This window comes from Oerskovia rustica (assembly GCF_014836555.1).
Lineage (GTDB): Bacteria > Actinomycetota > Actinomycetes > Actinomycetales > Cellulomonadaceae > Oerskovia > Oerskovia rustica.
Genome location: NZ_JACSQQ010000050.1, coordinates 1 through 22,829, shown reverse-complemented (window position 1 = coordinate 22,829; position 22,829 = coordinate 1). Strand labels below are relative to the sequence as shown.

The following is a 22,829-nucleotide window of genomic DNA, read 5'->3' as shown; positions in this document are numbered from 1 at the left end:
CTCTCGTGGTCGACCCGGTCCTGTCCGCGACGGCCGACGGACTCACGGTCGAGCTCGAGCTCGGGGGCCGGGCGCGCCCCACGTCGTCACTTGGACTCGTCGGCCTCTTCGGCGGCGGCCTCGACGGCAGCCTCAGCCTCGACCTCGGCCTCGACGGCGACCTCGGCAGCAGCCTCGGCCACGACCTCGGCCTCGACTGCCGTCTCGGCAGCGGCCTCGGCGACGACCTCAGCAGCGGCCGCGGTCTCCACGGCAGCCTCGGCCTCGGCACCGGCGAGGAGCTCGCGCTCCCACTCGGCGAGGGGCTCTGCCTCGGTGGCGGAGCCGGCCTCGGCGCCCGTGCGGCCCGAGTGGCGCTGGAGCAGGCCCTCTGCGGCGGCGTCGGCGATCACGCGGGTCAGCAGCGTGACGGCGCGGATCGCGTCGTCGTTGCCCGGGATCTTGTAGTCGACGACGTCGGGGTCGCAGTTGGTGTCGAGGATCGCGACGATCGGGATGTGCAGCTTGCGCGCCTCGTCGACGGCCAGGTGCTCCTTGTTGGTGTCGACGATCCACACGGCGGAGGGGACCTTCGCCATGTCGCGGATGCCGCCCAGGGTGCGGGTCAGCTTGTCCTTCTCGCGGCGGAGGACGAGCAGCTCCTTCTTGGTGAGCCCGGAGCCTGCGACGTCGTCGAAGTCGATCTCCTCGAGCTCCTTCATACGCTGCAGACGCTTGTGCACCGTGGTGAAGTTGGTGAGCATGCCACCGAGCCAGCGGTGGTTCACGTAGGGCATGCCGACACGAGCGGCCTGCTCGGCGACGGGCTCCTGCGCCTGCTTCTTCGTGCCGACGAAGAGGATCGTGCCACCGTGGGCGACGGTCTCCTTGACGAACTCGTACGCGCGGTCGATGTAGGACAGCGACTGCTGCAGGTCGACGATGTAGATGCCGTTGCGCTCCGTGAAGATGAAGCGCTTCATCTTCGGGTTCCAGCGGCGGGTCTGGTGTCCGAAGTGGACTCCGCTGTCGAGGAGCTGGCGCATGGTCACGACGGCCATGGCACTTCCTTTCAGGCGTGACGCGGGATCCTCCCGCTGCTCACGCTCATTCGTCCGACCGGTCGCAGTGCGTCCGGTCGGTGCATTCCGGTTGTCGGTGCCGGCCGGGATTGGCCCTGCACCCCTGGCGCCACACCATGGTCCGACGCCGGGCCCTGGCGAACGAGGGTCCGGACCGTTGTCGGGATGGCCCCTGACGGCGACCTGGAGAGGTCGGGAGTCGGAGACGTGACGCGCGAAGTCGACGGCGCGCAGCGGGGGGTTCGCGGTGTCCGTCCGGTGACCTCTGGGGTGACCGTCGGGAGTGCCGTGAGCCCGTCCGAGTGAACGTGCCGATCGCGGCGTTAAGTCTACCTGATCGCGGGCCGCAGCCAGACCCGTGCACAGGCCGGGCGGACGGGGTCTCCTCCACAGGCCTGGGAGGCGGCCCCTCGCGCCGTGCCCGGTCTGCGCGAGGCTCGGACCGTGCTCACGTCCCGTTGGTCCTCGCCTCAGTCCGCCTCGGCCTCGCGCCGCGCCCGACGCCGTCGCGTGGGTCCGCTCCACGGCCCCCCGCGCGCGGCGCCCGAGCCGGCAGGAGAGAGGACGGGTGCGCGGGGCGGCGGGCCGACAAGGGTGCGGGCCGGCGCGCTCCTGCGCGCGCCGGGGGCGGCGCTGGTCCTCGCCGGCCTGGTGGTCACCGTGGTCACCGTGGTCGCCGGGCCTCCTGCCCGAGGCGCCGAGGGCGAGACTCCGGGCGAGGCGGGATGGACGTCACCGGTCCCCGGCGACCTCGTGGTGCTCCGCGGGTTCCTTCCGCCCGACCAGGACTGGCTGGCCGGGCACCGCGGGGTCGACCTCGAGGTTCCGCCCGCGAGCGCCGTCGTGGCCCCCGAGGACGGGGTCGTGACGTTCGCCGGGACCGTGGTGGACCGTGGGGTCCTGGTCGTCCTGCACGACGGCGGCCTGCGCAGCTCGCTGGAACCGGTCGACGGCTCGGTCGCCGTGGGGACGAGGGTCGGCCGCGGGCAGGTCGTGGGGACGGTCCAGGTCACGGGCGACGGGGCCGACGGCTCCGCCGGGGCCGGTCCCGCGGCGGCCGGACACTGTCTGCCGGAGTCGTGCCTGCACTGGGGCGTGCGCCGCGACGACACGTACGTCGACCCCCTCGCGCTGCTCGGGCCACGCGAACCGATCGTGCTGCTCCCGCTGCGCTGAGCGGCGTCCGGCCCCGGTACAGGTCGTCGACGTGGTGCGGCCCGGTGCCGCGTGATCCCGACAGGCTGGCCCGGCGCCCCCGTATCCCCGCCGCTCACGCCCGCGGGTCCCTCCCGGAGGCCGGTCGGTGCCGCACCGCGCAGAGTCGCGCAGATCCTCGTCCACGCAGAGCCTCGCTCACCGCGAGACGAGGCCATCGGGGGGTCGTGCGCCGTCCCGACCCCCTTTGGCCGCATCTCGCCGGCCCGAGGTCGTGCGAACGGCACGGGCACCTTCTCGGGGCCCGAAGGTTCCATGTCCCGGCGGTCGCACACATCATGCCCGTGGGAAGGCCTGCTCGAACGAGGCCCTCAGGCGGTCGGCGCTGACGTGCGTGTAGCGCTGGGTGGTGGAGAGCGTGGCGTGGCCCAGCACCTCCTGGACGCTGCGCAGGTCGGAGCCTCCCTGGAGCAGGTGGGTCGCCGCGCTGTGCCGCAGGTCGTGCGGCGCGACGTCGTCGACGCCGGCCAGGGCCGCGAGACGGTGCACCGTCTCGCGTGCCTGTCGCTGCCCCCACCGGCGGCCGCGGTCGCCGAGGAGCAGTGCAGGCCCGGAGTCCGCGACCACCAGGGCCGGCCTCCCTACGTCGAGCCAGCGGCGGAGCGCGCGCCCCGCGGGAACGCCGAACGGCACGACCCGTTCCTTGTCGCCCTTGCCGACCACACGTAGCGTCCGCTCCCCCAGGTCCACGTCGTCGACGTCGGTGCCGACGAGCTCGGCGACGCGCAGGCCCGAGGCGTAGAGCACCTCGACCGCGACCCACTCGCGCAGGCGCGCCGGGGCGCCGTCCGCGGCCGCGTCGCGCGCGGTCTCCATGAGATGGGTGGCGGCGTCGACGGCGAGAACGGTCGGCAGGTGACGGGCGACCTTGGGGCTCGCGAGGCGCAGCGCCGGGTTGTGCGTCGTGCGCCCGGTGCTCGTCGTCCAGGCGAAGAAGGCGCGGGCGGCCGCGCCGCGCCGCGCCATCGTGGTGCGCGCGAGGTCACGAGCACCGAGGTCGGCGAGCCAGTCGCGCAGGACCGCGATGTCGACGTCGTCCAGGCTTCGCACACCCGTCGCCACCGCGCGCGCCAGCAGCGACCGGACGTCGCCCGTGTAGGCGCGCACAGTGTGGGCCGACAGTCCTCGCTGGACGTCGAGGTGCAGCTCGAACTCGGCGACGGCCACGGCCAGCGCGGGCGGAAGAGGCGCCTCCTTCGGGGTCGAGCCGTCGGCCAGGCCGGGCTCCGTGCCGGTGCGACCGCTCCCGTTCGCGCCGCTGTCGCCACCGGTGCCGTGCCGCTGGGTGTCGCTCATGGTCCCAGTGTCGCTGCTCACCCCCTCCGCACGGTGGAACCCACGCGCTGTGGTGGCCGGGCCGCCTGACGCCACCTGCCGCCGGACTGCTCCGCGAGACCTGCGAGCTCGAGGTGACCGAGGCCCCCGAGCGTCTCGTCGAGCCCGAGCCCGGCCGCGCGGGCGACCGAGTCCACGGCTGCGTGCGCACGCAACGGCAGGGCGTCCCACAGCCTCCTGCCCAGCTCGTCGAGGTCGTCCTGGGGTGCGGGGCGCCCGGCCCGCGGGGTCGGTGCGTCCGTCCCGACGTCCCCGGCCAGCTCCGCGGCCTCGTCGGCGTCGGTCACGCACACGGCCTTCGCCTCGCGCAGGAGCTGGTGGCACCCGCCCGAGGCCATCGAGGTCACGGGCCCGGGCACGGCCCCGACAGGCCGCAGCAGCGCGCTCGCGTGCGTCGCGGTGCTCAGGGCCCCCGAGCGCCAGGCCGCCTCGACGACGACCGTCGCCCGGGAGAAGGCGGCGATGAGACGGTTGCGCTGCAGGAAGCGGACCCTGCTCGGGACGGATCCCGGCGGCACCTCGCTGACGATGCTCCCCTCGTCCAGTACGGCCTGCAGGAGGTCGGTGTTGCCGGCCGGGTAGAGGCGATCGACGCCTCCCGCGAGGAATGCGACCGTGCGGCCGCGCGCTGCGATCGCCCCCCGGTGCGCCGCGGCGTCGATCCCGTACGCGCCGCCGGAGACGATCGTGAAGCGACGGTCGACCAGTCCCGAGGCGAGGTCGGCCGCGACGTGGCGGCCGTACTCGGTGCACGCGCGAGCGCCCACGAGGGCGACCGACCGCCGGGCAAGGTCCCCGAGGTCGGTCTCGCCTCGGACCCACAGCGCGAGGGGCGCTGCGTCACCCAGGTCGTCGACCGCCGTCGGCCACCGCGGGTCCCCGGGCACCAGGAGTGCACCACCAAGCCGGTCGAGGGCGCGCAGCTCGCGACCGGGGTCGAGGGTCGCGAGGCGACCACGCCACCGTTCCACGGCCCGCTGCACGCGGCCGACCGACGGTCGTTCCGGGTGCTGCTCGAGCCGTCGCGGCACCACGGGGCTCGTGCCCGTCGCGGCGTCGTAGAGCCACGCCAGGGCGTCCCCGGCGCCGAGGTGCGTGACGAGCGCGCCGGCGACCTGGTCCCCCGGTTCGGCGATCCGGCTCCAGGCCGCGCGTGCGAGCACGGGGTCGTCGACGTCGAACGCCGGCCCGGGCTCAGCCATGGTGTCCTCGCGTCCGGAGAGCGAGCCCCTGCCCCACGTCTCCTGCGTTCGGTGCGGCACGACCGGCCAGGTCGGCCACGGTCCAGGCGAGCCGGAGGACCCGGTCGGCGCCGCGCAGCGAGAGGGTGCCGCGGTCGAGGGCCGTGTCGATGCCTGCGAGCAGCCCGGGGTCCGGCCCGAGACGCTCGCGCAGCCAGGTGCCGGGCACCTCGGCGTTCGTGCCCCACGGGGTCCCCGCGAGCCTGGTCCTGGCGGCCGCGCGAGCAGCCGCCACGCGCGCCGCGACGGTCGCGCTCGACTCCATGTCGGCCCCTCCCGCCCGGTCGACGCGCGACACCGGACGCACCTCGACCTGGACGTCGACGCGGTCGAGCAGCGGGCCCGACAACCGGGCGAAGTACCGTCGCCGGACCAGCGGGCTGCACGAGCACTCGAGCCCCTTGCCGATCCCGAGACCGCACGGGCACGGGTTGGCGGCCAGCACGAGCTGGAAGCGGGCCGGGTAGCGCGCGGACCCGGCCGCGCGGTGGATCACGAGCTCGCCGTGCTCGAGCGGCTGTCGCAAGGTCTGCAGGACCCGCGACCCGAACTCGGGCGCCTCGTCGAGGAACAGGACGCCGCGGTGCGCGCGGGACGCGGCGCCGGGTCGTGGCAGCCCGCTGCCGCCGCCGACGATCGAGGCCGGGGTCGCGGTGTGGTGCGGGTCCTCGTAGGGCGGGCGGCGGATCAGCCCCTGTCCCGGGTCGAAGACCCCCGCGATCGAGTGCACCGCCGTGACCTCGACCGCCTCGGACTCGTCGAGGTCCGGCAGGATGCCGGTGATCCGGGAGGCGAGCATGGTCTTGCCCGCCCCGGGCGGTCCGACGAGGAGCAGGTGGTGACCGCCTGCGGCCGCGACCTCGAGCGCACGACGTGCCTGCTCCTGTCCCAGGACGTCGCGCAGGTCCCCCGCGGCTCGACGCGGCCCGGCGGTGCGGGTCGGGCGCGCCGCGGGCGTCGGTGTCGTGATGCCCGGCACCTCGGCGCCGTACAGGGCGGCGATCTCGGCCAGGCTCGCGACACCGACGACCCGGGCCCCGGGGACGAGCCGGGCCTCGTCCGCGTCCTGCACGGGCACGACGACGTCGCGCAGCCCGGCAGCGACGGCGGCGGCGACCGCGGGGAGCACCCCTCGCACGGGCTGGAGCCGTCCGTCGAGCCCGAGCTCGCCGATGTGCACGACACGCTCGGGGTCCCCGACGGAGATCTTGCGGGCCCCGGCGAGCATCGCGACCGCGATGGCGAGGTCGAAGGGTGACTCGCGACACTGCTAGAACACCATAAGCGGCCCCCGCCAGGTGTTGGCGCACCTGACAGGGGCCTTGGAACCAGCCTTAGGAGGACTGGAACCATGAGCATCAACGGTACTAGCCGCGAGCTCTCAGCAGGAGAGAGCGGCAACTCAGCAGTACGTGACATCCCGACTCCGCCCGCCCGCCCGTCATGGGCGACGAAGAGTGAGTTTGACGAGCAGTGCAACGGGGCATGGACGGTCGAGTTCAGCACCTTCATCGGAGAGACCGGACTCGAGCTTGCCGAGATGTGTGAGTACGCGCAAGGCACAGGCTGGACGGTCTACGCGGCGCTGGGGGCGCTCATGCCGCAGATCATGGAGATCGACACCCCCGAGGCGCTTCGGGTCTACGCAGCAGAGATTGCGCAGTGCGCGGCGATCTTGGCAAAGCACACGCGACCCGTCGGCGACCCAGCGTGAGCGCCACGTTCGTCATCCGGCCCCTGTCGTGCGCCGCAGCGTCCACGCCACCGCGTGATGTAACGGCATATAAGGCCGTCTAAGAATCCCGGCGGAGGGAGGTCACGTATGCATGCCTGGGGGCCTCGAGGCAGAGCACCGCGCAACGGGCCAACCCCCCGATACTGCCTCCACCCATTCAACAGATCAGCGCATAAGAATGTCAGTGCAGCATGGAAGAATGGGAGGTGCGGGAAGAAACAGCCCGCGATTGACAACTCCACAGCGGCAAGACCCCCATTGCGCAATGCGCGACAGTGACCGACCCCCACGGACTCGGCGGACACGGCGTAACGACAAGGACCGCGGCGAAGGCTGACTCCCAGTGGTGTTGGAAGAAATCCGATCTAGACAAACGCACACGAAAGGAAACTCCATGTCACTGCTCTCCGTGTCCGAATCGGCCGAACGACTTGGCTGCCAACCATCCACCGTCTACAGGTACATCGAGGACGGCGTCCTGCCGGCCTATCGCATCGGCCCCAAGCTCCTCCGTATCGACCCCACTGACCTGTATGCCCTTATCAAGCCAGCCAGAGCCGCCGCATGAGTCCCACCATGACCACGCGCAACCCCAGCAGAGCACGCCAGATCATCGACGGCTGGCCCACCCTCGACGACACCCGCCGAGCCCGCATCGCCGTCATTCTCGGTGGCCGACGCAAGTAATCGACTACGAGTACCAAACTTCCCACGGCCAAGGAGGCCATGCGTGAACAAGTTCGAATACCAGAAGGCCCTACGCGGCGCAGGGCTCACCCCTCAGCAGTACATGGTGCTGATGACGCTCCAGACCTACGCGAACGCCGACGGCACGAGGGCGCACCCCGGTTGGGACAAGCTCCGCGCCGACACCGGCCTCGACCCCCGGACGATCAAGAGCGCCGTCAAGGCACTAGAGGCGCGCGGCTTCCTCGTCTGCACGGAGAGCCAGCGAGTGCGCGGCTCAGCGAACGTCTACAGCCTCACGCTCCCGAGCCCTGCATCGAGCACTGCTAGCCCTGGCGTTAGCTCCCCTAGTAGCCCCGGCTATGGCCTGGGTGACTCGGAATCTCGCGGCGGATCGCCCGAAGACCTCCCGCCGGAGAGCCCAAGGGGTGACGTGTGGGGCGCACCAGTGAGCACCCAGGCGGATCCATGGGGTACATCCGTTGCGTCAAGGGGTACATCGGTTGCACTGCAAGGGGTACACCCAGTGTCCCCCCACCAGGTCCCTACACCAGATCCTGAACATCATGAAAGACAGTCCCCCGACGAGCGTCGGGGCGCGAGTAGTGATTCCAACTGGGAGCACCTACTCCAGCCGTTGTCCGCTGCTTGGAAGCCTTGGCCACACCAACTCGAGGCGATCCAGGCAGCGGGCCTCGACGCTCAGTCCGTCATCGAAGACTTCACGGGAATGCACTACTGCACCTGCTCAAGAGCTCCACGCTCCACGTCCTGGGGAGCCAAGTTCACAGCGTTCATCAACGCCTTCGACGAAGATCTCCTCGACACGTTCCAGGACCACCGTGACCGCCACACCACAAATTATGGCTGCCCGCACTGCAAGGTCGGCCTGATCTGGGGAAGCGAGTCCTCAGCGAACGATTTCATCTGCCCCGAGTGCAACCGCGAGTACAACGCACCAACGAGCAAGGGAGCCACGACATGACACTGACCCCTGACAACTTCGATCCGACGGCAGAAGCTGCGCGTCTGGAACTGGGCAACCGACTGCACGGACTCGGCCGACGGGCATCACGAATGGACACGGAAGCAGTCCGCGATCTTCACCGGCATCTTGACCAGTTCAGGGACGCGCAAAGGGCCCGACGTGATGGTACCTCCAAGGCCGCCACGAATGAGATCCGATGATCCACCGACCGAGGCCCGTTGACCAGCACCGCGCCGCGCGCCTAGCGCTCGCAGTGCTCGACCGCGACACAAAGGCCCAGACGCGCATCCTCCGACAGGCAGAGAACGAACCAGACGGACTCCGCCTGCTCGCCATCGCGCTCGCACTGAACCTCGCCGAAAGCACCGTGGACGCGATCGGCAAGCCGCGAGCCCGCGCAGTGCTCGAGCGCGCAGCGACCAACACCGTAGATGGCGCCGACATCCTCGAACGCGCAATCGGCGACGCCCTGCCCTGGACGAAGGAGGACCCCCGATGAGCGACCCCACGCGCGACCGCCTGACACGACGCCGAGCAACCTTCCACGACGGCCCATACGCCGGCCTCGACATCGACAACCTGCTCCGCCTCGCCGCACTAAAGGGCGTCACCGTCTACCGCACCAACGCCCTCGGCGACCTCATCCCCTACACCAAGGAGAACCACCAGTGACCACCACAACCACCCGCATCCGACGCAGCGAAGCCAACATGGGAAGCGCCTGGCTTCCCTACAACCGGCCGCCCCTCAAGTCACTCCCCGGCCCCCTCGCCAAGCTCCTCACCGAACACGACGAGATCACCGCCCGCCTCGAAGCCGCAGAGGAAACCCTCGCCGACTACCGCGACAACTACGCCGCGAAGCTCAAGGAAGCGCAGGACGCCGACGCACAGGCCAACGCCGACGCAGCCCGCCAGGGCAAGCCCATCAACGCAACAGCCCACGTCGACGCATTGCGCATCGCCAAGGAGAACGCCGAAGCAACCCAGGCGGCCATGACCCAGGCCAAGAGCATCGTCTTCGACGAAGCCTGGGAAGCCCGAGACACAGCCCGCGAAGACCCGAAGTACGCGACCGCAACCGATAAGGCACGCGCCAAGATCGCCGAAGCCGCAGCACCGCTCCTCGCAGCCATCACCGCAGCGACCGAGGCCGCAGCCCTCGAAGAGTGGGTCACCGAAAGCCTGCCCTACGACACCACGGCCGCGCTGTCCGTCAACGACCTCATGTCACCCGACGGCGGGCGCACCGCAACCGCAGCGCAGATCATCGCCGCACTCACCCGCATCGCCGGCTGACCCTAACCAACCAAGCAAGGAGCAACCATGAACAACGGCATCCCCGAAGAACTCCTCGGCACCTCAGCGCGCATCGAACGAGCCATCGCAGCCAAGCAGGCACAGCGACCCCGAGTCGACCACAACGGATACCCCATCGACGGCGACCAGCCCGTCTACCAGTACGACAACCGCGGACGCCTCATCTCCGTGAACGGACTCCCCGCCGTTCCCAACTAGCCACCCGCCCCCCCCTCCCCCGGGGGCACAAACGCAAACCCTAGGTGCTGCGATACCCCCCCGAGCTCCACACCACCAAGCGGGGGCGTCTGAGACACACACGCCCCCGCTCAATTCCCGCTAGCCGCCTCGACCCCTCACGGGTCGCAGGCGGTTTTTTCGTGCCTTCCTGCCGCCTGTGCGCTCGAGGGCCTACCGAGAGGAGTGGACATGGCTGAAGGCCAATCCATCAAGGAAGTCCTCGTCTCAGGTGATCGCTTGCAGTCGCTGCGCGCTTTGCGCGACAGGCTTGGCGAGACCTTGGACGTCACTACGTCTGCGCGAGAGACGGCGACGTTGTCTGCGCGGCTTCAAGACGTTCTGCGCGATATCGGGGCGCTTGAGACCCCTGATGCCGCGGCAGGCACGCCACTGGATGAACTGCGCGAGCGCCGGGCACGTCGCAAGGGGGGTGCCGCCTAGTGGCTGTCGAACTAGCAGAGGCATATCTGTCCCTCGTTCCCTCACTGCGTGGTGCCGGGAAGACCATCGGCAAGGAACTGGGTTCGTCTGAGGTCCAGAGCGAGGTTGAGTCTGCCGGCCAGAGGACTGGCGGCGGCTGGGTCAAGGGCATGGGGAAGGTCATCGGCGGTGCTGCCCTCGCGGGGGTTGGTATCGCTGCGGGCCTCGCGATCAAGGGCGGCCTGGATCGCGCCCTGTCGGTGGAGAACGCTGAGGCGAAGCTGAGGGGCCTGGGCAACTCGGCCGGTGACGTCTCGAAGATCATGGACAACGCCCTCGCGTCGGTGAAGGGGACCGCGTTCGGGATGGGTGAGGCGGCGACTACCGCTGCTGGCGCCGTGGCGGCCGGCGTGAAGCCGGGTGCGGATCTCGAGCGGACCCTGAAGTTGGTGGCGGATGCGGCGACGATCGCCGGTACCGACATGGGCAGCATGGGCACGATCTTCAACAAGGTCGGGGCGTCGAACAAGATTCAGGGTGACGTGATCGCGCAACTTGGCGATCAGGGCATCCCGATCTTGCAGTTCCTCGCGAACGAGATGGGCGTGACGGCTGAGGCTGCTGCGGACATGGCGTCGAAGGGCGAGGTTGACTTCGACACGTTCCGCAATGCCATGGAGAAGGGTCTTGGCGGGGCGGCGTTGGCGTCTGGTGACACGACGCAGGGCGCGATGAAGAACATGATGGCGTCGCTGTCGCGTGCGGGTGAGTCGTTCCTGTCGGGCGTGTTCCCGATGTTCAAGGACGGCTTCACGGGCATCACCGGGTTCTTGGACAACTTGGGGCCGGTCGCGGAACGTGCTGGTGAGTGGTTCGGGAACGCGATCAACACCGCTAAGGACATCCTGACTAGCCTGTTTGACCTTGTCATCAAGGGCGACTTCACGACGAAGTTCCGTGAGACGTTCAACATGGACGAGGACTCGGGCGTTGTCACGTTCCTGCTGAACATGCGCGACACGGCCATCACGGTGTTCAACGAGGTCAAGGGCGGCATCACGGCGTTCGTCGCCGCGTTCCAGGATGGCGGGTCCGACGTTACGTCGTCCGGGTTCGCTGGCGTGCTTGAGCGCCTGGGCCTTGCTGCCCGTGCCGCGTTTGACTATGTGACTGGCACGGTTATCCCTGCGTTGCAGGCGACGGCTGGTTGGATCATGCGGAACAAGGACTACCTGCTTCCGCTAGTCGTGGGCATCACCGCGATGGTCGTCGCCTACAAGGCGTACACGACTGCGGTGACGGTATGGAAAGCCATCACGACGGCGGCGACGGCTGTTCAGGCGGCGTTCAATGCCGTAATCCATGCGAACCCTATTGGTCTGATCATTCTTGCCATCACAGCCCTAGTGACGGCTCTGGTGTGGTTCTTCACGCAGACGGAGACGGGTAAGAAGATTGTTCAGGCCGCGTGGTCTGGTATTCAGTCGGCGATTTCTGCGGTTGCTTCGTGGTGGACTGGCACGGCGTGGCCTGCGATTAAGGCCGTGATCGACTGGTTCGGCATGGCTTTCCAGGCCGCTGGGATCATCATCGGCAACGTTTGGAAGGGGATCCAGTCCGCGATTCAGGTTGTGTGGAACTGGATTAAGACCTACGTGTTTGATCCGATTAAGTGGTGGCTGGACGTCCTTGGTATCGCGTTCGGCATCTACCGGGATCTCGCGGTGGGTGCGTTCGAGGCCGTGAAGTCGGGTTTGTCGACCGCTTGGTCGTGGATCAACTCGAACGTGTTCGAGCCGTTCAAGGCTGGTGTTGCGTTGATCGGGGTGGCTTTCGAGTCGGTCCGTGACGTCATCGGTCGGGCGTGGGATGCGTTGAAGGAGATTGCCGCTAAGCCGGTGAACTTCATCCTCGGGACCGTGTACAACGACGGGATCCGTGAGTGGTGGAACAAGATCTCGGGCGCGGTCGGACTGGACAGTCTCGCGCTCCCCAAGGCGTCGCTGGTGAAGTTCGCCAGTGGTGGTGTCCTGCCTGGGTACACGCCGGGTCGTGACGTGCACCAGTTCTACTCCCCGACTGGTGGGCGCCTGGCGCTCAGTGGTGGTGAGGCGATCATGCGCCCGGAGTTCACGCGCGCTGTCGGTGGTGCGGCCGGGGTTGCCCGGCTCAACGCCGCAGCTCGTGGCGGGCAGTCGTTGGCGTTCGCCGGCGGTGGCGTGTGGGACTTCTTCGGTGACGCGTGGGACACGGTCAAGGGTGTCGGTAAGGGCATCTGGGATGCGGCCGGTATGGGTCTCGAGGTGATGAAGGACCCGCTGGGTGCTATCAAGCGCGCGGTCGTGGACGGGATCATCAACCCGTTGATGTCGAAGGTTGGCGTCAAGGGTGACTTCGTGAAGATCTTGACGGAGCTGCCGGTGAAGTTTGCTGGTGGTCTCGCGGACAAGGTGAAGGCGATGGTGTCGGCGAAGGCTACTGCTGATGCGTCGTCTGGTCCTGGTTGGAATCCTGCTGGGGGCGGTCTTGGTTGGCAGCGCATGTTCCAGCTTGTGTCTGCTGGTGTTCCTGGTGTGCGTCTGAACAGTGCGTTCCGTCCGGGTGCGATTACTGCGGTGGGTACGCCGTCTATGCACGGCGCTGGTCGTGCGATCGACATTTCGCCGTCGATGGCGGCGTTTAACTGGATCAAGGCGAACTACCCGGACTCGAAGGAGATCATCTATTCCCCGGCTAATGGGGCGCAGGTGTACAAGGGGCGCAACTTCATGTACCCGGAGCCGACACGGTCGATGCACTTTCACCACGTGCACTGGGGTTACAAAAATGGTGGCGTCCTCGGGCGCGGGAAGGGCACGCACGACAAGGGTGGCTGGGTTCCCGATGGGGGCATGGCGCTGAACTTGTCGGGCCGCCCTGAGGCTGTCCTTGACCCGGACGAGTCTGCGGCGTTGAAGGCCGGCCTTGGTGGCGGGCCGCTGGTCAATCAGCTCATCGTCCGTGATGAGCATGAGGCCATCCGTGAGCTTGAGGCCATGAACCGTCGCAGCATCACTGAGGCAAGGCTGAGGGGGGTGCGGCGTTGACGTACATCGTGTATGGGGAGGCCCCTATTCCGGAGCCTCCGCTCTGACCAGAACTCAGTCCCGCCCTCTGATCAGAGGGCGGGACTGAGTTCTGGTCAGCCGCGAGCCAAGTCCTCGCGAAGCGCGGAGAGGAGGGCGAGCAGGCTAGCCCTCGTCTCGAACGTTGATTCGGTCGTCAAGGGCAAGGAGTACACCTCACCGGTTGCAAGCTGAAAGCGAATCTTCAGCCGGCCCGGCCAGATGCGAGCACCCTCGTCGTTGCCGGTAGCCTTGTCGCCAGCCTGGACTCCAAGCGAGGTGACAACTCGCTTGCGGGCGGTAACGGTGCGCTCGTGGATCTTTCCATCGAACGAGCCAATCACGTCGATGATGAGCGTGTCCGTGAAGATCACGATGCGGGCACTCTGGGCATTGCTCTGGGTGTCGTCGGCTGTGAACTCGGAGTCGACGTGTCGAATCTCGTCCGCGCTCACAAGCAACGCGATGTCACTCAGTGCATAGTCGTACCACGTCGGCACTTCACCCAGGTCGATGTACCGATCTAGCAGTGGAGACGTGGCGCGGATTCTCCCACTGATTGCCCGGAACTCATCGTGGTCCTTCTTTACGCTTGCCATATCTGCTCCATCGCTCGGGGACGTCATCGGCCGGGGCCACCCTATTGCGCTCGTCAGAGGACCGGATAGTGCCTGCGCCACAGTTCACCCGGTCTGACGCATCCTCTTCGGGAGGTGTGTGGAGACGTCGTCGGCACGGAACCAGCAGGAGAGCTCGGAGCGCGGGTCTGCGGGGTCGGCGAGCCAGGACACCATGACGTGCGTAGAGGTCCAGCGGATCGCTCGGCCTGGTGTGAACTCCTCACGGTCGAGCCACAGCATGTGTGCGATGACGGGCCGGTTGCCCTGGGGCTTGAGGGGAACCTTGGGCGGCATCTCTGAGTTCACGGGCAGGGGGGGATCGAACATGTGTTCGAGTCTAGGGGATCAGTCCGGCCCGCCTCATCTCCGTCGGAGTCATCCTCCGCGGCAGGGGCCGGTGCTTTGTGCGCATGTCGACGGTCTGGCGGTCCAGGTATGCGTCGAGGCACTCTTGCGTGTACCGGATGAACCGGCCCATGCGCACGAACGGGATGTCGTTGCGGTGGTCCCGGAGCCATGACTCCTTCACGCCAAGCCGCCGGGCAGCTTCAGCGCGGTCGAACGGCGCCTCTGGGATGTTCTGCGCTTCTGTCATAGGCGGGAAGATAGGTGACGCATCCGGCATCTGACAACCGTCGTATCCAAATGGGCATATTTGCGCCCGAATGGGCATATCAGATGCCAAGCCGCATTGCGCTCGGTCACCAACCCCTCCCCGCGTCCTTGGCGGCCTGTCGCTTGGCAGACAGCTCCGTCGGCGCCATGGGATCGGCCCGCTTGCGGCGGTCCTCGTACGACTCGATGTCGGTCAGGTCGAACCGCCACTCGCGGCCGATCTTGAAGCCGAAGAACGAGCGGGCGTTCTGCTGCACCCACTCAGGGCGGCGCTTCCACCGCTCAGCCAGTTCCACGACGGTCAAGTGTTGTTTGGGGGCCTCTGCTCGCGTCATGGCGTGAAGGATATGGTGGTTTTGTAGAGAATCGCACCTACCGTGTCCAGACGGATGTTGAAGTTCCCGAACGGGTATCGTGCCGCGAACTGGCGCTTTGATCGGGTCTTCAAGTCTGCAACGCTGCCCGACATGGAAACCGGCGAGAGCGATACCCAGGAACCTACGAGACTCACCCTGGCATTCCATGGTCCAGCTTGGTTCGCAGAGCAGCTCGACGTGTCGGAGTCCTGGGTGCGGAAGAACGCCAAGAGCCTCCCGCATCACCGCGTCGGGTCGCTCCTCAAGTTCGACGACCACTGCGTAGAGATCTTCCGCGACCGCACGGCAGTCGCCCCTTCCGACTCGATGCTGCGCACAGAACGCTCGCGCAACCGCCGACGCCGACCGCCCATCTGAAGGCCAGGCCTGAGCCAACCCGTAGAGACACCGTCACTGGCGGTCAAACGCGAGGCGCGACCTCCACGGTCTCCAGATCGGTGTACCCCTGGCCGGGCCGCCATCCTGCGGGACGACCGCGTCGTCCGGGACGGATGGTGACAGTCGCGAGGGCATCGACAATCGCGCGCTGCCGCTCAAGGCTGGCGGTAAGGAACGCATTTCCGGGGCTCGTCTGATCGGCCAACTCCCCCAGTGCCGTATTCCGCATCCGTGCGGCGGCCTTAGCGCCAAGCGCGTCAAGCTCGGCGTTGACTCTCGCCGTCGCATCGGCCATCTGTCGACCGTTGATGAGCCCCGCTGCGTAGTCAGCTTCGAAGGCGGCTAGGCGGGCCCTGAGGGCCTCTTGCTGGTCCCGTACGGCGCTTCCAGTGCCGTCGTCGGGCGTGTGGAACAGAGTGGCGATATCGGGCCGCGACAGGACGCCGGAGACGATCTCGAGGACGAAGGCGTCAACGGCGGGTTGGTCACGCGTGACGTGGGCGCGATTCGGGCATCGGTAGCTGCGAGCTGCGCCGTTGGACAGAGACACGTAGAGGGTGGATCCACATACGCCGCAGAGGTAGAGGCCAGACCCGAGCCATCGTCGCTCGGGACCAGTGGTGGTTTTGCGCGAGGGGTCCGCGAGGACGGCGAGCGCGGCTCGCCAGACGTCTTCGGGGATGATCGCGTCCCATGACGCGGTCCCGACGATCTCGCCTCGCTGGTCGATGAGTCCGGCATTGCGGGGGCGCTGGATGAGCCGGCGGAGGTTGCTGCCGTCGATGGCTTTACCCTCGGCCGTCGTCACTCCGGCGTCGTTCATATCGCGGGCGAGCGCGTTGAGGGATCTCCCGGCCACGAGTCCTCGGGCCGCCTCGAGCAGCGGAGCGGCCTCTGAGGGCCGTACCGTCACTCCATCGGGTTCATACCCAAAGGGGCGCCTTCCGCCCCGCCAACGGCCGTCTGCGGCCGCCTGCGCCTTGGCGCGCTTCATGCGCTCCCTGGCGTGGTCGATCTCGTGCTGGGATGCGGCGCCGAGCATGCGAGCGACCATGCGGCCGGACGCAGTCGCAAGGTCGACGGTCCCTGAGCGGACAGTCTGAACGGCAGTGCCGTGGGCCTCGCAGATGCTGACGAACTCCTCGAGCTCGGCGACCTTGCGATGCAGTCGATCGGAGTGCCAAGCCACGACGGCGTCAACCTTGCCGACGCCGATGTCCTCGAGCATTCGTCGGTACGCCGGTCTCGGCTTCCCTGAATAGGCAGAGAGGTCGTTGTCTGCGTAGACGTCGACCACGTTCCAGCCGATGCGGTCCGCCAGTTCCCGGCAGTCCTGTTCTTGACGCTCGACCCCAAGGCCCGCGCCCTCGCGGTCCCGGCTGATCCTCACGTACACGGCTGCTCTCATGCCATCAGTCTAAACACGTGGTCTGACAACCCTTGACAGGTCGAAGCCCGATCCCGCCTTGGGCAGCGAGGCCGGGGACAGGTTGACCGTGATCTTGCGCTGGGGCCACTCGATGCCCGACGAGGCGATCGCGGCACGGACGCGGTCCTTCGACTCCGAGAGCGCGGCGTCGGGGAGCCCGACGAGCGTGAAGCCCGGGACCGAGGCGGCAAGGTGGGCCTGCACCTCCACGAGGTGACCCGAGAGACCGACGAGCGAGACCGCGAACGTCGTCCCGAGCGACATCAGCTGACACCGACGAGGTGCTCGACCTGCGCGGCCCCGGCCGCGGGCAGGACCACCGCGACGACGTCGATCCGTATCGACGCCGGGCGGACCGGGTGCGTCGCGACCCACTCCCCGGTCAGGCGACGCAGCCGGGCCAGCTTGTCCGGGGTCACGGCCTCGGCGGGGTGCCCGAAGCCGGTCCCTCGCCGGGTCTTGACCTCGACCGCCACCAGCACGTCACCGTCACGGGCGACCAGGTCGAGCTCGCCCCGGGTGCCCCGCCAGTTGCGGTCCAGGACCACCCATCCGGCCTCGACCAGGTACGTCGCAGCGACCTTCTCCCCGTACCGCCCGACAGCGTCCTTCGCTCTCATGTCCCACCTCCGGCTCACACCCTGGCCCGTTCGGGGCGTTGGTGGGAGCACGCAGGTGTTGGTTGTGGAGAGGTGCCCACGACCGGGTCCTGTGCACGGCTCGGCCGGGCGGGAGCACGACAGTCCTGCGGCCCGGCCGGATCGGGGGGCCACAGGACTGCTGCTGGAGCGAGGACTAGAGCTGGAGCTCGGCCTTGGCCAGCTCCTCGACGTTGACGTCCTTGAACGTGACCACGCGCACCGACTTCACGAAGCGCGCGGAGCGGTACACGTCCCACACCCAGGCGTCGGCGAGCCGCAGCTCGAAGTACACCTCGCCTGCGGCCGACCTGACCTGGAGGTCCACCTGGTTCGCCAGGTAGAAACGTCGCTCTGTCTCGACCACGTAGGAGAACAGGCCCACCACATCGCGATACTCGCGGTAGAGGGCCAGTTCCATCTCGGTCTCATAGTTCTCGAGGTCTTCGGCGCTCACTGCACCATCATGGACCATCGAGTGCCACAACCCCGGATCGCCGGTCCTGCCGCGCGCCGCGCCCAGGCCAGCCGCGCCCCGGCCAGCCGCGCCCAGGTCCCGCCGCGCCCAGGTCCCGCCGCGCGGTGCGCGCTCAGGCCTCGTCGCGCTCGGGGAGCCGCCAGCTCCGCCGGTGCTGCGGCGTCGGGCCGTGAGCCTTGAGTGCCTCGACGTGCACCGCGGCGCCGTACCCCTTGTTGCCGTCCCACCCGTACGCCGGGTACTGGCGGGCGAGGCCCGTCATGAGGCCGTCGCGCTCGCACTTGGCCAGGACGCTCGCGGCCGCGACCGACGCGCACTGGAGGTCGGCCTTGACGAGCGTGCGCACGGCCGGGTCCGGCAGGGCGAGGTCGTCCTCGGGGTCGAGGTCGAACGCCTCGAAGAGGTCGACGCCCGGGCGGGTCAGCCAGTCGTGCTTGCCGTCGAGCAGGACCGCGTCGACCGGGCCGAGCGAGCGCCGCACCTGGGCCAGCGCCCGGCGCCCGGCGAGCCGCAGCGCCACGACGATGCCGTGCGCGTCGATCTCCGCCGGTCCGGCATGCCCGACGGCCCACGCCAGCCCCCAGTCACGGACCGCGGGCAGCATGGCCTCGCGGGCCGCAGGCGTGAGCATCTTGGAGTCGGTCAGACCCTTCGGGAACGTGCCCGTGCTCAGGTCCACCACGACGACGCCCACGCTCACCGGACCCGCCAGGGCCCCCCGCCCCACCTCGTCCATGCCCGCGACGAGCCGGGCGCCCGAGTCGAGGATCGCGCGCTCGTGGCGCAGCGTCGGCGGCTTGGGCCCGGTCGATCGCCTGACCGGCGCCTTGCGCGGAGCGCGCCTGGCCGGCGCGGTCTCCGGCTCGCCCGCGACGAGCGGCGCACCGAGGTCGGTCGTCATGGTTCCGGCACCTCCGCGAACACGTCGCCCGGGTTGCGCATCAGCGTGAGGTCGCTGAGCGGCCACACCTTGACGAAGGCCGTCCCGACGACGTTGCTGATCGGCACGAACCCGCCGCCCGGCTTGCCGGTGTTGTACCGCGAGTCGGCCGAGTGCTGCCGGTTGTCGCCCATGACGAACAGCATGCCCTCCGGGACGACCACGTCGAAAGGGTCCTGGCTCGGGACGGAACCCGGCTTGATGTACGTCTCGTCGATCGGCTGGCCGTTGACGCTCACACGCCCCTGCGCGTCGCAGCACACGACCCGGTCGCCCGGTGTCCCGATCACCCGCTTGATGAGGTGCTCCCCGGTGTCCTGCGGGAGCAGCCCGACGAACGTCATGGCGGACGTCACGGCGTTGCCGACGGGGCCACGGTCGGGCGCGACGTACGGCGGGAGCCAGCTCCCCGGGTCCTTGAAGACGACGACGTCGCCGCGGTGCACGTCGAACGCGTCGGGGACGAGGCGCGAGACCATGACGCGGTCCCCCTCGACGAGCGTGTCCTCCATCGAGGCGCTCGGGATGAAGAACGCCTGCACCAGGAACGTCTTGATCAGCCAGGACAGCACCAGCGCGCTGAGCAGGATGATGACGGTCTCGCGCAGCAGCGAGCCGCGCCGGGGCGCCGGCCGCGCACGGGACGAACCTACGTCCATCTGGCTCCTCGTGTCCGTCTCCGTCGTGGGTGCCGCGCCGGGCGCGGGGTCGGGGCGGGGTGCTGCCTGTGCGGCGCTGTCTGTCACGCGCTCACTGTGCCACTGCGCGGGCCCTCGGGCGAAACCGGGAGCGGCCGTCGCGGGCCGGCCGACAGGCGCCGGAACGCCGACGGGCGGCCACCTGGAGGTGGCCGCCCGTGGACGCGTGACGAGGCTGACGCGGGGTCAGGCTCGGATCACTTCGAGGGGAGCGCGTCGCGCTTCTCCTTGATCTTCGCCTTCTTGCCGCGCAGCTTGCGCAGGTAGTACAGCTTGGCGCGGCGGACGTCACCGCGCGTGACGAGCTCGATCGACTCGAGGGTCGGGGAGTGCACCGGGAAGGTACGCTCCACGCCGACGCTGAAGCTGATCTTGCGGACCGTGAAGGTCTCGCGGATGCCGCCACCCTGGCGACCGATGACGACGCCCTGGAACGCCTGGACACGAGAGCGGTTGCCCTCGACGACCTTGACGTTGACCTTGACGGTGTCTCCGGCCCGGAAGACCGGGATGTCGCTACGCAGCGATGCTGCGTCGACGCTGTCCAGCGTGTGCATTGATCTCTCCCCGCCCTGCCACAGGTCAGACGCGTTCTCGTGGCCCACCGCGAGGTGGGTCCGGTTCAGTACGTGGGTGGTGCTCGCATGTGATCGGTCGCGCACGCGGACGTGCGGTGGGCTTCCCCTGTGGCAGAGGCCCGACCGGCGCACACCAAGGGTCTATTCTGCCACACCGCCGACAGTGGCTCCGGGGACGGGTTCGGCGCTGCCCGGGGCTCGGTGCAGGGCTCCCCCGCGCACCTCCCAGCCGAGCGAGGCGAGGAACGCCCGGTCGTGCTTGTCGAGGGTGCTCGCGTCGAGCGCCGCGATCAGGTCGGGTCGGCGGGCGGAGGTCTTCTCGAGGGCCCGGTCGCGGCGCCAGCGACGGATCTTCGCGTGGTGCCCCGAGAGCAGCACGTCGGGCACCTCGAGGTCCGACCAGACGGGGGGCTTGGTGTACACGGGGTACTCCAGGAGGCCGGCCGCGCCGTGGGACTCCTCGACGAGCGACTCCGGGTTGCCGATCACCCCGGGCAGCAGGCGGGCGACGGCCTCGACCATGACGAGCGAGGCGACCTCCCCCCCGTTGAGCACGTAGTCGCCGATCGAGAGCTCGCTCACGCGGTGCCCGGCGGCGCGGTAGTGCTCGGCCACGCGAGCGTCGATCCCCTCGTAGCGCCCGCACGCGAAGACGAGCTGGTCCTCGGTCGCCAGCGCTTCCGCGGTGCGCTGGGTGAACGTCGCGCCCGACGGCGTCGGCACCACCAGGTGCGCGGGTCCGGTCGCGGTCAGCTCGTCGATGGCCTGCCCCCAGACGTCGGGGCGCATGACCATGCCCGCTCCCCCGCCGAAGGGCGTGTCGTCGACCGTCCGGTGGCGGTCGGTGGTCCAGTCGCGCAGGTCGTGGACGCGCAGGTCGAGCAGACCGGCGACGCGCGCCTTGCCCACGAGCGAGAGGTCCAGGGCCGCGAGGTACTCCGGGAAGATCGAGACGATGTCGATGCGCACGTCAGTCGTTCGTCCCGTCGGTCGTGTCGTCGGTCGCGTCGTCGCCGGAGCCCGGCGTCGGCTCGGCGACCTCGAGCAGGTCGGCGTCGCGCGCCAGGAGGCCACCCGGCGGGTCGAGCACGACCCGCCCGCCCGGCACGTCGACGACGGGCACGATCGCGTGCACGAACGGAACGAGCGTGCGTGTGCCGTCGGTCTCCTTGAGCACGAGCAGGTCGTGCGCCGGGAGATGCTCGAGCCCCAGGACCTCTCCCACGACCGTGCCGTCCTCGAGCTCGGCGCGCAGCCCCACGAGCTCGTGCGGGTACCAGGCGTCCTCCTCGTCGGAGACGTCGGCCTCGACGACGAGCGTGATGCCACGCATGCGCTCGGCCGCCGAGCGGTCGGCCACGCCCGCGAACGTCACGAGCCACTTGCCCTGGTGCAGCCGCGCGCGCTCGATCGTCAGCGGTCCCGCCTCGGCGGGCTCGGTGTCGATCGTGGACCCGACGACGAGACGCGCCTCGGGGTTGTCGGTGCGCATGTCCAGCGCGACCTCGCCGCGCAGTCCGTGGGCGCGGCCGATACGGGCCACCGTGAGCTGCATCGTGTGCTCCTTGTCGTCGTGTTCGTGCTCGTCGTGCGTGGGTCGTGCCGGAGCCCGCGACCGGGAGCTCCCACGGTGTCACCCGTGGGGCGCGGACGCACGTCCTAACCGCGCCCCGTCGGCGGGTGCCGAGACGGCGCCGAGCGGTCAGCGGCAGGTGTTGGGCAGACGACGAGGCCCGGTCCCCCCGGAGGGGGCCCGGGCCTCGGCGGCGTGCGGTCGGCGGACCGACCGTCACGTTCGTGCTGTGGTTCGGCTTGCGCTCAGCCGTCGTCAGCGGCGGTCGACGTCGACGACGTCGACACGCACCGGACCGTCGACCGACAGGGCTCCGATCACCGTGCGCAGGGCACGGGCCGTCCGCCCGCCGCGGCCGATGACGCGACCGAGGTCCTCGGGGTGGACCCGGACCTCGAGCAGCTCGCCCCGACGCAGCGGCTTCGCGTTGACCCGGACGGCGTCCGGGTTGTCCACGATGCCGCGCACCAGGTGCTCGAGCGCCTCGCCGAGCATCAGGCCTGCTCTTCGGCTGCCTCAGCCGCGTCAGCGGACTCGGTCTCGACCGGCGCAGCAGCCTTCTTCTCGGCAGCCTTCGCCTTGACCTTCTCGGCGTCCTTGGCGGCGGCCTCGATGGCGGCGGCCGGGTCGACCTTCTCGCCCTTGACGCGCAGGGTGCCCTCGGCACCCGGCAGGCCCTTGAACTTCTGCCAGTCACCCGTGATCTTGAGGAGCACGAGAACCTGCTCGGTCGGCTGTGCGCCGACGCTCAGCCAGTACTGCGCACGCTCGGAGGAGATGTCGATGAGCGACGGCTCCTCGGTCGGGTGGTACTTGCCGATCTCCTCGATGACGCGACCGTCACGCTTGGTGCGCGAGTCCGCGACGACGACACGGTAGTACGGCGCACGGATCTTGCCGAGGCGCTTCAAACGAATCTTGGTGGCCACTGTGGTGGTCTCTCCTGGTTCTGGGTGAGGTGACCCGTGCGTCCTCCCGGTGGGGACCAGGTGAGCACGGTGTCGGGACACGGCGTTGCGCGGAGAGAGGGGCCGGGCACGCCGAGTACCCGGCTATTGTGCCAGATCCGGCACGCCCCGACCAACATCGCGCGACGGGACGGCGAGAGCGGCGCCACGAGCCCTCCGCGACCACGCCCACCGCCCGTCGACGAAGGCGACGCACGTCTCAGAGCGGCGCCA

The 22,829-nt window shown here is 69.1% G+C and carries 28 protein-coding genes and 2 pseudogenes; 11 read left to right on the top strand and 19 right to left on the bottom strand.

The window, feature by feature from the left end:
- Window positions 1-86: 86 nt before the first annotated feature.
- On the bottom strand, window positions 87-1,040 hold the full coding sequence (gene rpsB, locus H9652_RS18455; protein WP_191798137.1) for a 30S ribosomal protein S2: 954 nt from the start codon (window positions 1,038-1,040) through the stop codon (window positions 87-89).
- 465 nt (window positions 1,041-1,505) lie between these two features.
- Here rpsB and H9652_RS18450 point away from each other — a divergent pair, with 465 nt between their 5' ends.
- On the top strand, window positions 1,506-2,237 hold the full coding sequence (locus H9652_RS18450; RefSeq protein ID WP_318244269.1) for a M23 family metallopeptidase: 732 nt from the start codon (window positions 1,506-1,508) through the stop codon (window positions 2,235-2,237).
- A gap of 315 nt (window positions 2,238-2,552) precedes the next feature.
- Here the strand turns inward: H9652_RS18450 and H9652_RS18445 are convergent, their stop codons facing one another.
- The 3 genes and pseudogenes from H9652_RS18445 to H9652_RS18435 form a co-directional block, all read right to left on the bottom strand.
- Window positions 2,553-3,572, bottom strand: a complete 1,020-nt coding sequence (locus H9652_RS18445; RefSeq protein ID WP_191798135.1) for a tyrosine recombinase XerC — start codon at window positions 3,570-3,572, stop codon at window positions 2,553-2,555.
- Between the two features lie 17 nt (window positions 3,573-3,589).
- Window positions 3,590-4,813 (bottom strand): DNA-processing protein DprA, encoded by a 1,224-nt coding sequence (dprA, locus tag H9652_RS18440; protein WP_191798133.1) that lies wholly within the window; start codon window positions 4,811-4,813, stop codon window positions 3,590-3,592.
- Window positions 4,806-6,110 (bottom strand): annotated as a pseudogene (locus H9652_RS18435) (YifB family Mg chelatase-like AAA ATPase); the annotation flags it as partial. The pseudogene H9652_RS18435 and the gene dprA, both read right to left, overlap by 8 nt.
- A gap of 93 nt (window positions 6,111-6,203) precedes the next feature.
- Between H9652_RS18435 and H9652_RS18430 the strand changes: the two are divergent.
- From H9652_RS18430 to H9652_RS18390, 9 genes are all read left to right on the top strand, one after another.
- Entirely contained in the window at window positions 6,204-6,566 is a 363-nt protein-coding gene (locus H9652_RS18430; RefSeq protein ID WP_191798129.1) for a hypothetical protein, read from the top strand.
- Window positions 6,567-6,981: 415 nt separating this feature from the next.
- The gene (locus H9652_RS18425; RefSeq protein ID WP_191798128.1) at window positions 6,982-7,155 is read left to right on the top strand and encodes a helix-turn-helix domain-containing protein; all 174 of its coding nucleotides are present in this window, start codon (window positions 6,982-6,984) and stop codon (window positions 7,153-7,155) included.
- A 162-nt stretch (window positions 7,156-7,317) separates the two neighbouring features.
- Window positions 7,318-8,259, top strand: a complete 942-nt coding sequence (locus H9652_RS18420; protein WP_191798126.1) for a helix-turn-helix domain-containing protein — start codon at window positions 7,318-7,320, stop codon at window positions 8,257-8,259.
- Between the two features lie 199 nt (window positions 8,260-8,458).
- The gene (locus H9652_RS18415) at window positions 8,459-8,761 is read left to right on the top strand and encodes a hypothetical protein (protein ID WP_191798124.1); all 303 of its coding nucleotides are present in this window, start codon (window positions 8,459-8,461) and stop codon (window positions 8,759-8,761) included.
- A complete protein-coding gene (locus H9652_RS18410; RefSeq protein ID WP_191798122.1) occupies window positions 8,758-8,934 on the top strand; it encodes a hypothetical protein in 177 nt (58 codons plus the stop codon). Before H9652_RS18415 ends, H9652_RS18410 begins: the two co-directional genes overlap by 4 nt.
- Window positions 8,931-9,560, top strand: coding sequence for a hypothetical protein (locus H9652_RS18405; protein ID WP_191798120.1), 630 nt, complete (start codon window positions 8,931-8,933; stop codon window positions 9,558-9,560). The genes H9652_RS18410 and H9652_RS18405 overlap by 4 nt, the downstream gene beginning before the upstream one ends.
- Window positions 9,561-9,587: 27 nt before the next feature.
- Entirely contained in the window at window positions 9,588-9,779 is a 192-nt protein-coding gene (locus tag H9652_RS18400) for a hypothetical protein (protein ID WP_191798118.1), read from the top strand.
- A gap of 210 nt (window positions 9,780-9,989) precedes the next feature.
- Entirely contained in the window at window positions 9,990-10,241 is a 252-nt protein-coding gene (locus tag H9652_RS18395; protein WP_191798115.1) for a hypothetical protein, read from the top strand.
- Window positions 10,241-13,306, top strand: coding sequence for a tape measure protein (locus H9652_RS18390; protein WP_318244268.1), 3,066 nt, complete (start codon window positions 10,241-10,243; stop codon window positions 13,304-13,306). Before H9652_RS18395 ends, H9652_RS18390 begins: the two co-directional genes overlap by 1 nt.
- Window positions 13,307-13,401: 95 nt before the next feature.
- Here the strand turns inward: H9652_RS18390 and H9652_RS18385 are convergent, their stop codons facing one another.
- The 4 genes from H9652_RS18385 to H9652_RS18370 form a co-directional block, all read right to left on the bottom strand.
- Window positions 13,402-13,923: a hypothetical protein gene (locus tag H9652_RS18385; RefSeq protein ID WP_191798113.1), complete on the bottom strand. Its 522-nt coding sequence runs from the start codon at window positions 13,921-13,923 to the stop codon at window positions 13,402-13,404.
- Between the two features lie 84 nt (window positions 13,924-14,007).
- On the bottom strand, window positions 14,008-14,271 hold the full coding sequence (locus tag H9652_RS18380; protein WP_191798111.1) for a hypothetical protein: 264 nt from the start codon (window positions 14,269-14,271) through the stop codon (window positions 14,008-14,010).
- 10 nt (window positions 14,272-14,281) lie between these two features.
- Window positions 14,282-14,539: a helix-turn-helix domain-containing protein gene (locus tag H9652_RS18375; protein ID WP_191798109.1), complete on the bottom strand. Its 258-nt coding sequence runs from the start codon at window positions 14,537-14,539 to the stop codon at window positions 14,282-14,284.
- 106 nt (window positions 14,540-14,645) lie between these two features.
- Window positions 14,646-14,894, bottom strand: coding sequence for a hypothetical protein (locus tag H9652_RS18370; RefSeq protein WP_191798106.1), 249 nt, complete (start codon window positions 14,892-14,894; stop codon window positions 14,646-14,648).
- Between the two features lie 54 nt (window positions 14,895-14,948).
- Here H9652_RS18370 and H9652_RS18365 point away from each other — a divergent pair, with 54 nt between their 5' ends.
- A complete protein-coding gene (locus tag H9652_RS18365; protein ID WP_191798103.1) occupies window positions 14,949-15,293 on the top strand; it encodes a hypothetical protein in 345 nt (114 codons plus the stop codon).
- Between the two features lie 43 nt (window positions 15,294-15,336).
- On the opposite strand, the gene H9652_RS18360 is transcribed toward H9652_RS18365, so the two are convergent.
- The 11 genes and pseudogenes from H9652_RS18360 to rpsP form a co-directional block, all read right to left on the bottom strand.
- Window positions 15,337-16,722 carry a recombinase family protein gene (locus H9652_RS18360; protein ID WP_191798101.1) on the bottom strand — a complete coding sequence of 462 codons (1,386 nt, stop codon included), beginning with the start codon at window positions 16,720-16,722 and terminating at the stop codon, window positions 15,337-15,339.
- Window positions 16,723-16,746: 24 nt separating this feature from the next.
- Window positions 16,747-17,007, bottom strand: a pseudogene (locus tag H9652_RS18355) (magnesium chelatase domain-containing protein); the annotation flags it as partial.
- A complete protein-coding gene (locus tag H9652_RS18350; RefSeq protein WP_030150607.1) occupies window positions 17,007-17,363 on the bottom strand; it encodes a YraN family protein in 357 nt (118 codons plus the stop codon). The pseudogene H9652_RS18355 and the gene H9652_RS18350, both read right to left, overlap by 1 nt.
- 175 nt (window positions 17,364-17,538) lie before the next feature.
- Window positions 17,539-17,838 (bottom strand): DUF2469 domain-containing protein, encoded by a 300-nt coding sequence (locus H9652_RS18345; RefSeq protein WP_024840525.1) that lies wholly within the window; start codon window positions 17,836-17,838, stop codon window positions 17,539-17,541.
- A 133-nt stretch (window positions 17,839-17,971) separates the two neighbouring features.
- A complete protein-coding gene (locus tag H9652_RS18340; protein ID WP_191798098.1) occupies window positions 17,972-18,760 on the bottom strand; it encodes a ribonuclease HII in 789 nt (262 codons plus the stop codon).
- Window positions 18,757-19,458 (bottom strand): signal peptidase I, encoded by a 702-nt coding sequence (gene lepB / locus H9652_RS18335; protein ID WP_191798139.1) that lies wholly within the window; start codon window positions 19,456-19,458, stop codon window positions 18,757-18,759. The genes H9652_RS18340 and lepB overlap by 4 nt, the downstream gene beginning before the upstream one ends.
- A 236-nt stretch (window positions 19,459-19,694) precedes the next feature.
- Complete coding sequence (gene rplS / locus H9652_RS18330; protein WP_030150610.1) at window positions 19,695-20,054, bottom strand: 50S ribosomal protein L19; 360 nt, start codon at window positions 20,052-20,054, stop codon at window positions 19,695-19,697.
- A 162-nt stretch (window positions 20,055-20,216) separates the two neighbouring features.
- On the bottom strand, window positions 20,217-21,044 hold the full coding sequence (trmD, locus tag H9652_RS18325) for a tRNA (guanosine(37)-N1)-methyltransferase TrmD (RefSeq protein ID WP_191798096.1): 828 nt from the start codon (window positions 21,042-21,044) through the stop codon (window positions 20,217-20,219).
- Window position 21,045: 1 nt separating this feature from the next.
- Window positions 21,046-21,630: a ribosome maturation factor RimM gene (gene rimM, locus H9652_RS18320; RefSeq protein ID WP_191798094.1), complete on the bottom strand. Its 585-nt coding sequence runs from the start codon at window positions 21,628-21,630 to the stop codon at window positions 21,046-21,048.
- Window positions 21,631-21,903: 273 nt separating this feature from the next.
- Window positions 21,904-22,143 (bottom strand): RNA-binding protein, encoded by a 240-nt coding sequence (locus H9652_RS18315; protein ID WP_030150613.1) that lies wholly within the window; start codon window positions 22,141-22,143, stop codon window positions 21,904-21,906.
- Window positions 22,143-22,577, bottom strand: a complete 435-nt coding sequence (rpsP, locus tag H9652_RS18310; protein ID WP_030150614.1) for a 30S ribosomal protein S16 — start codon at window positions 22,575-22,577, stop codon at window positions 22,143-22,145. The genes H9652_RS18315 and rpsP overlap by 1 nt, the downstream gene beginning before the upstream one ends.
- Window positions 22,578-22,829: the final 252 nt, after the last annotated feature.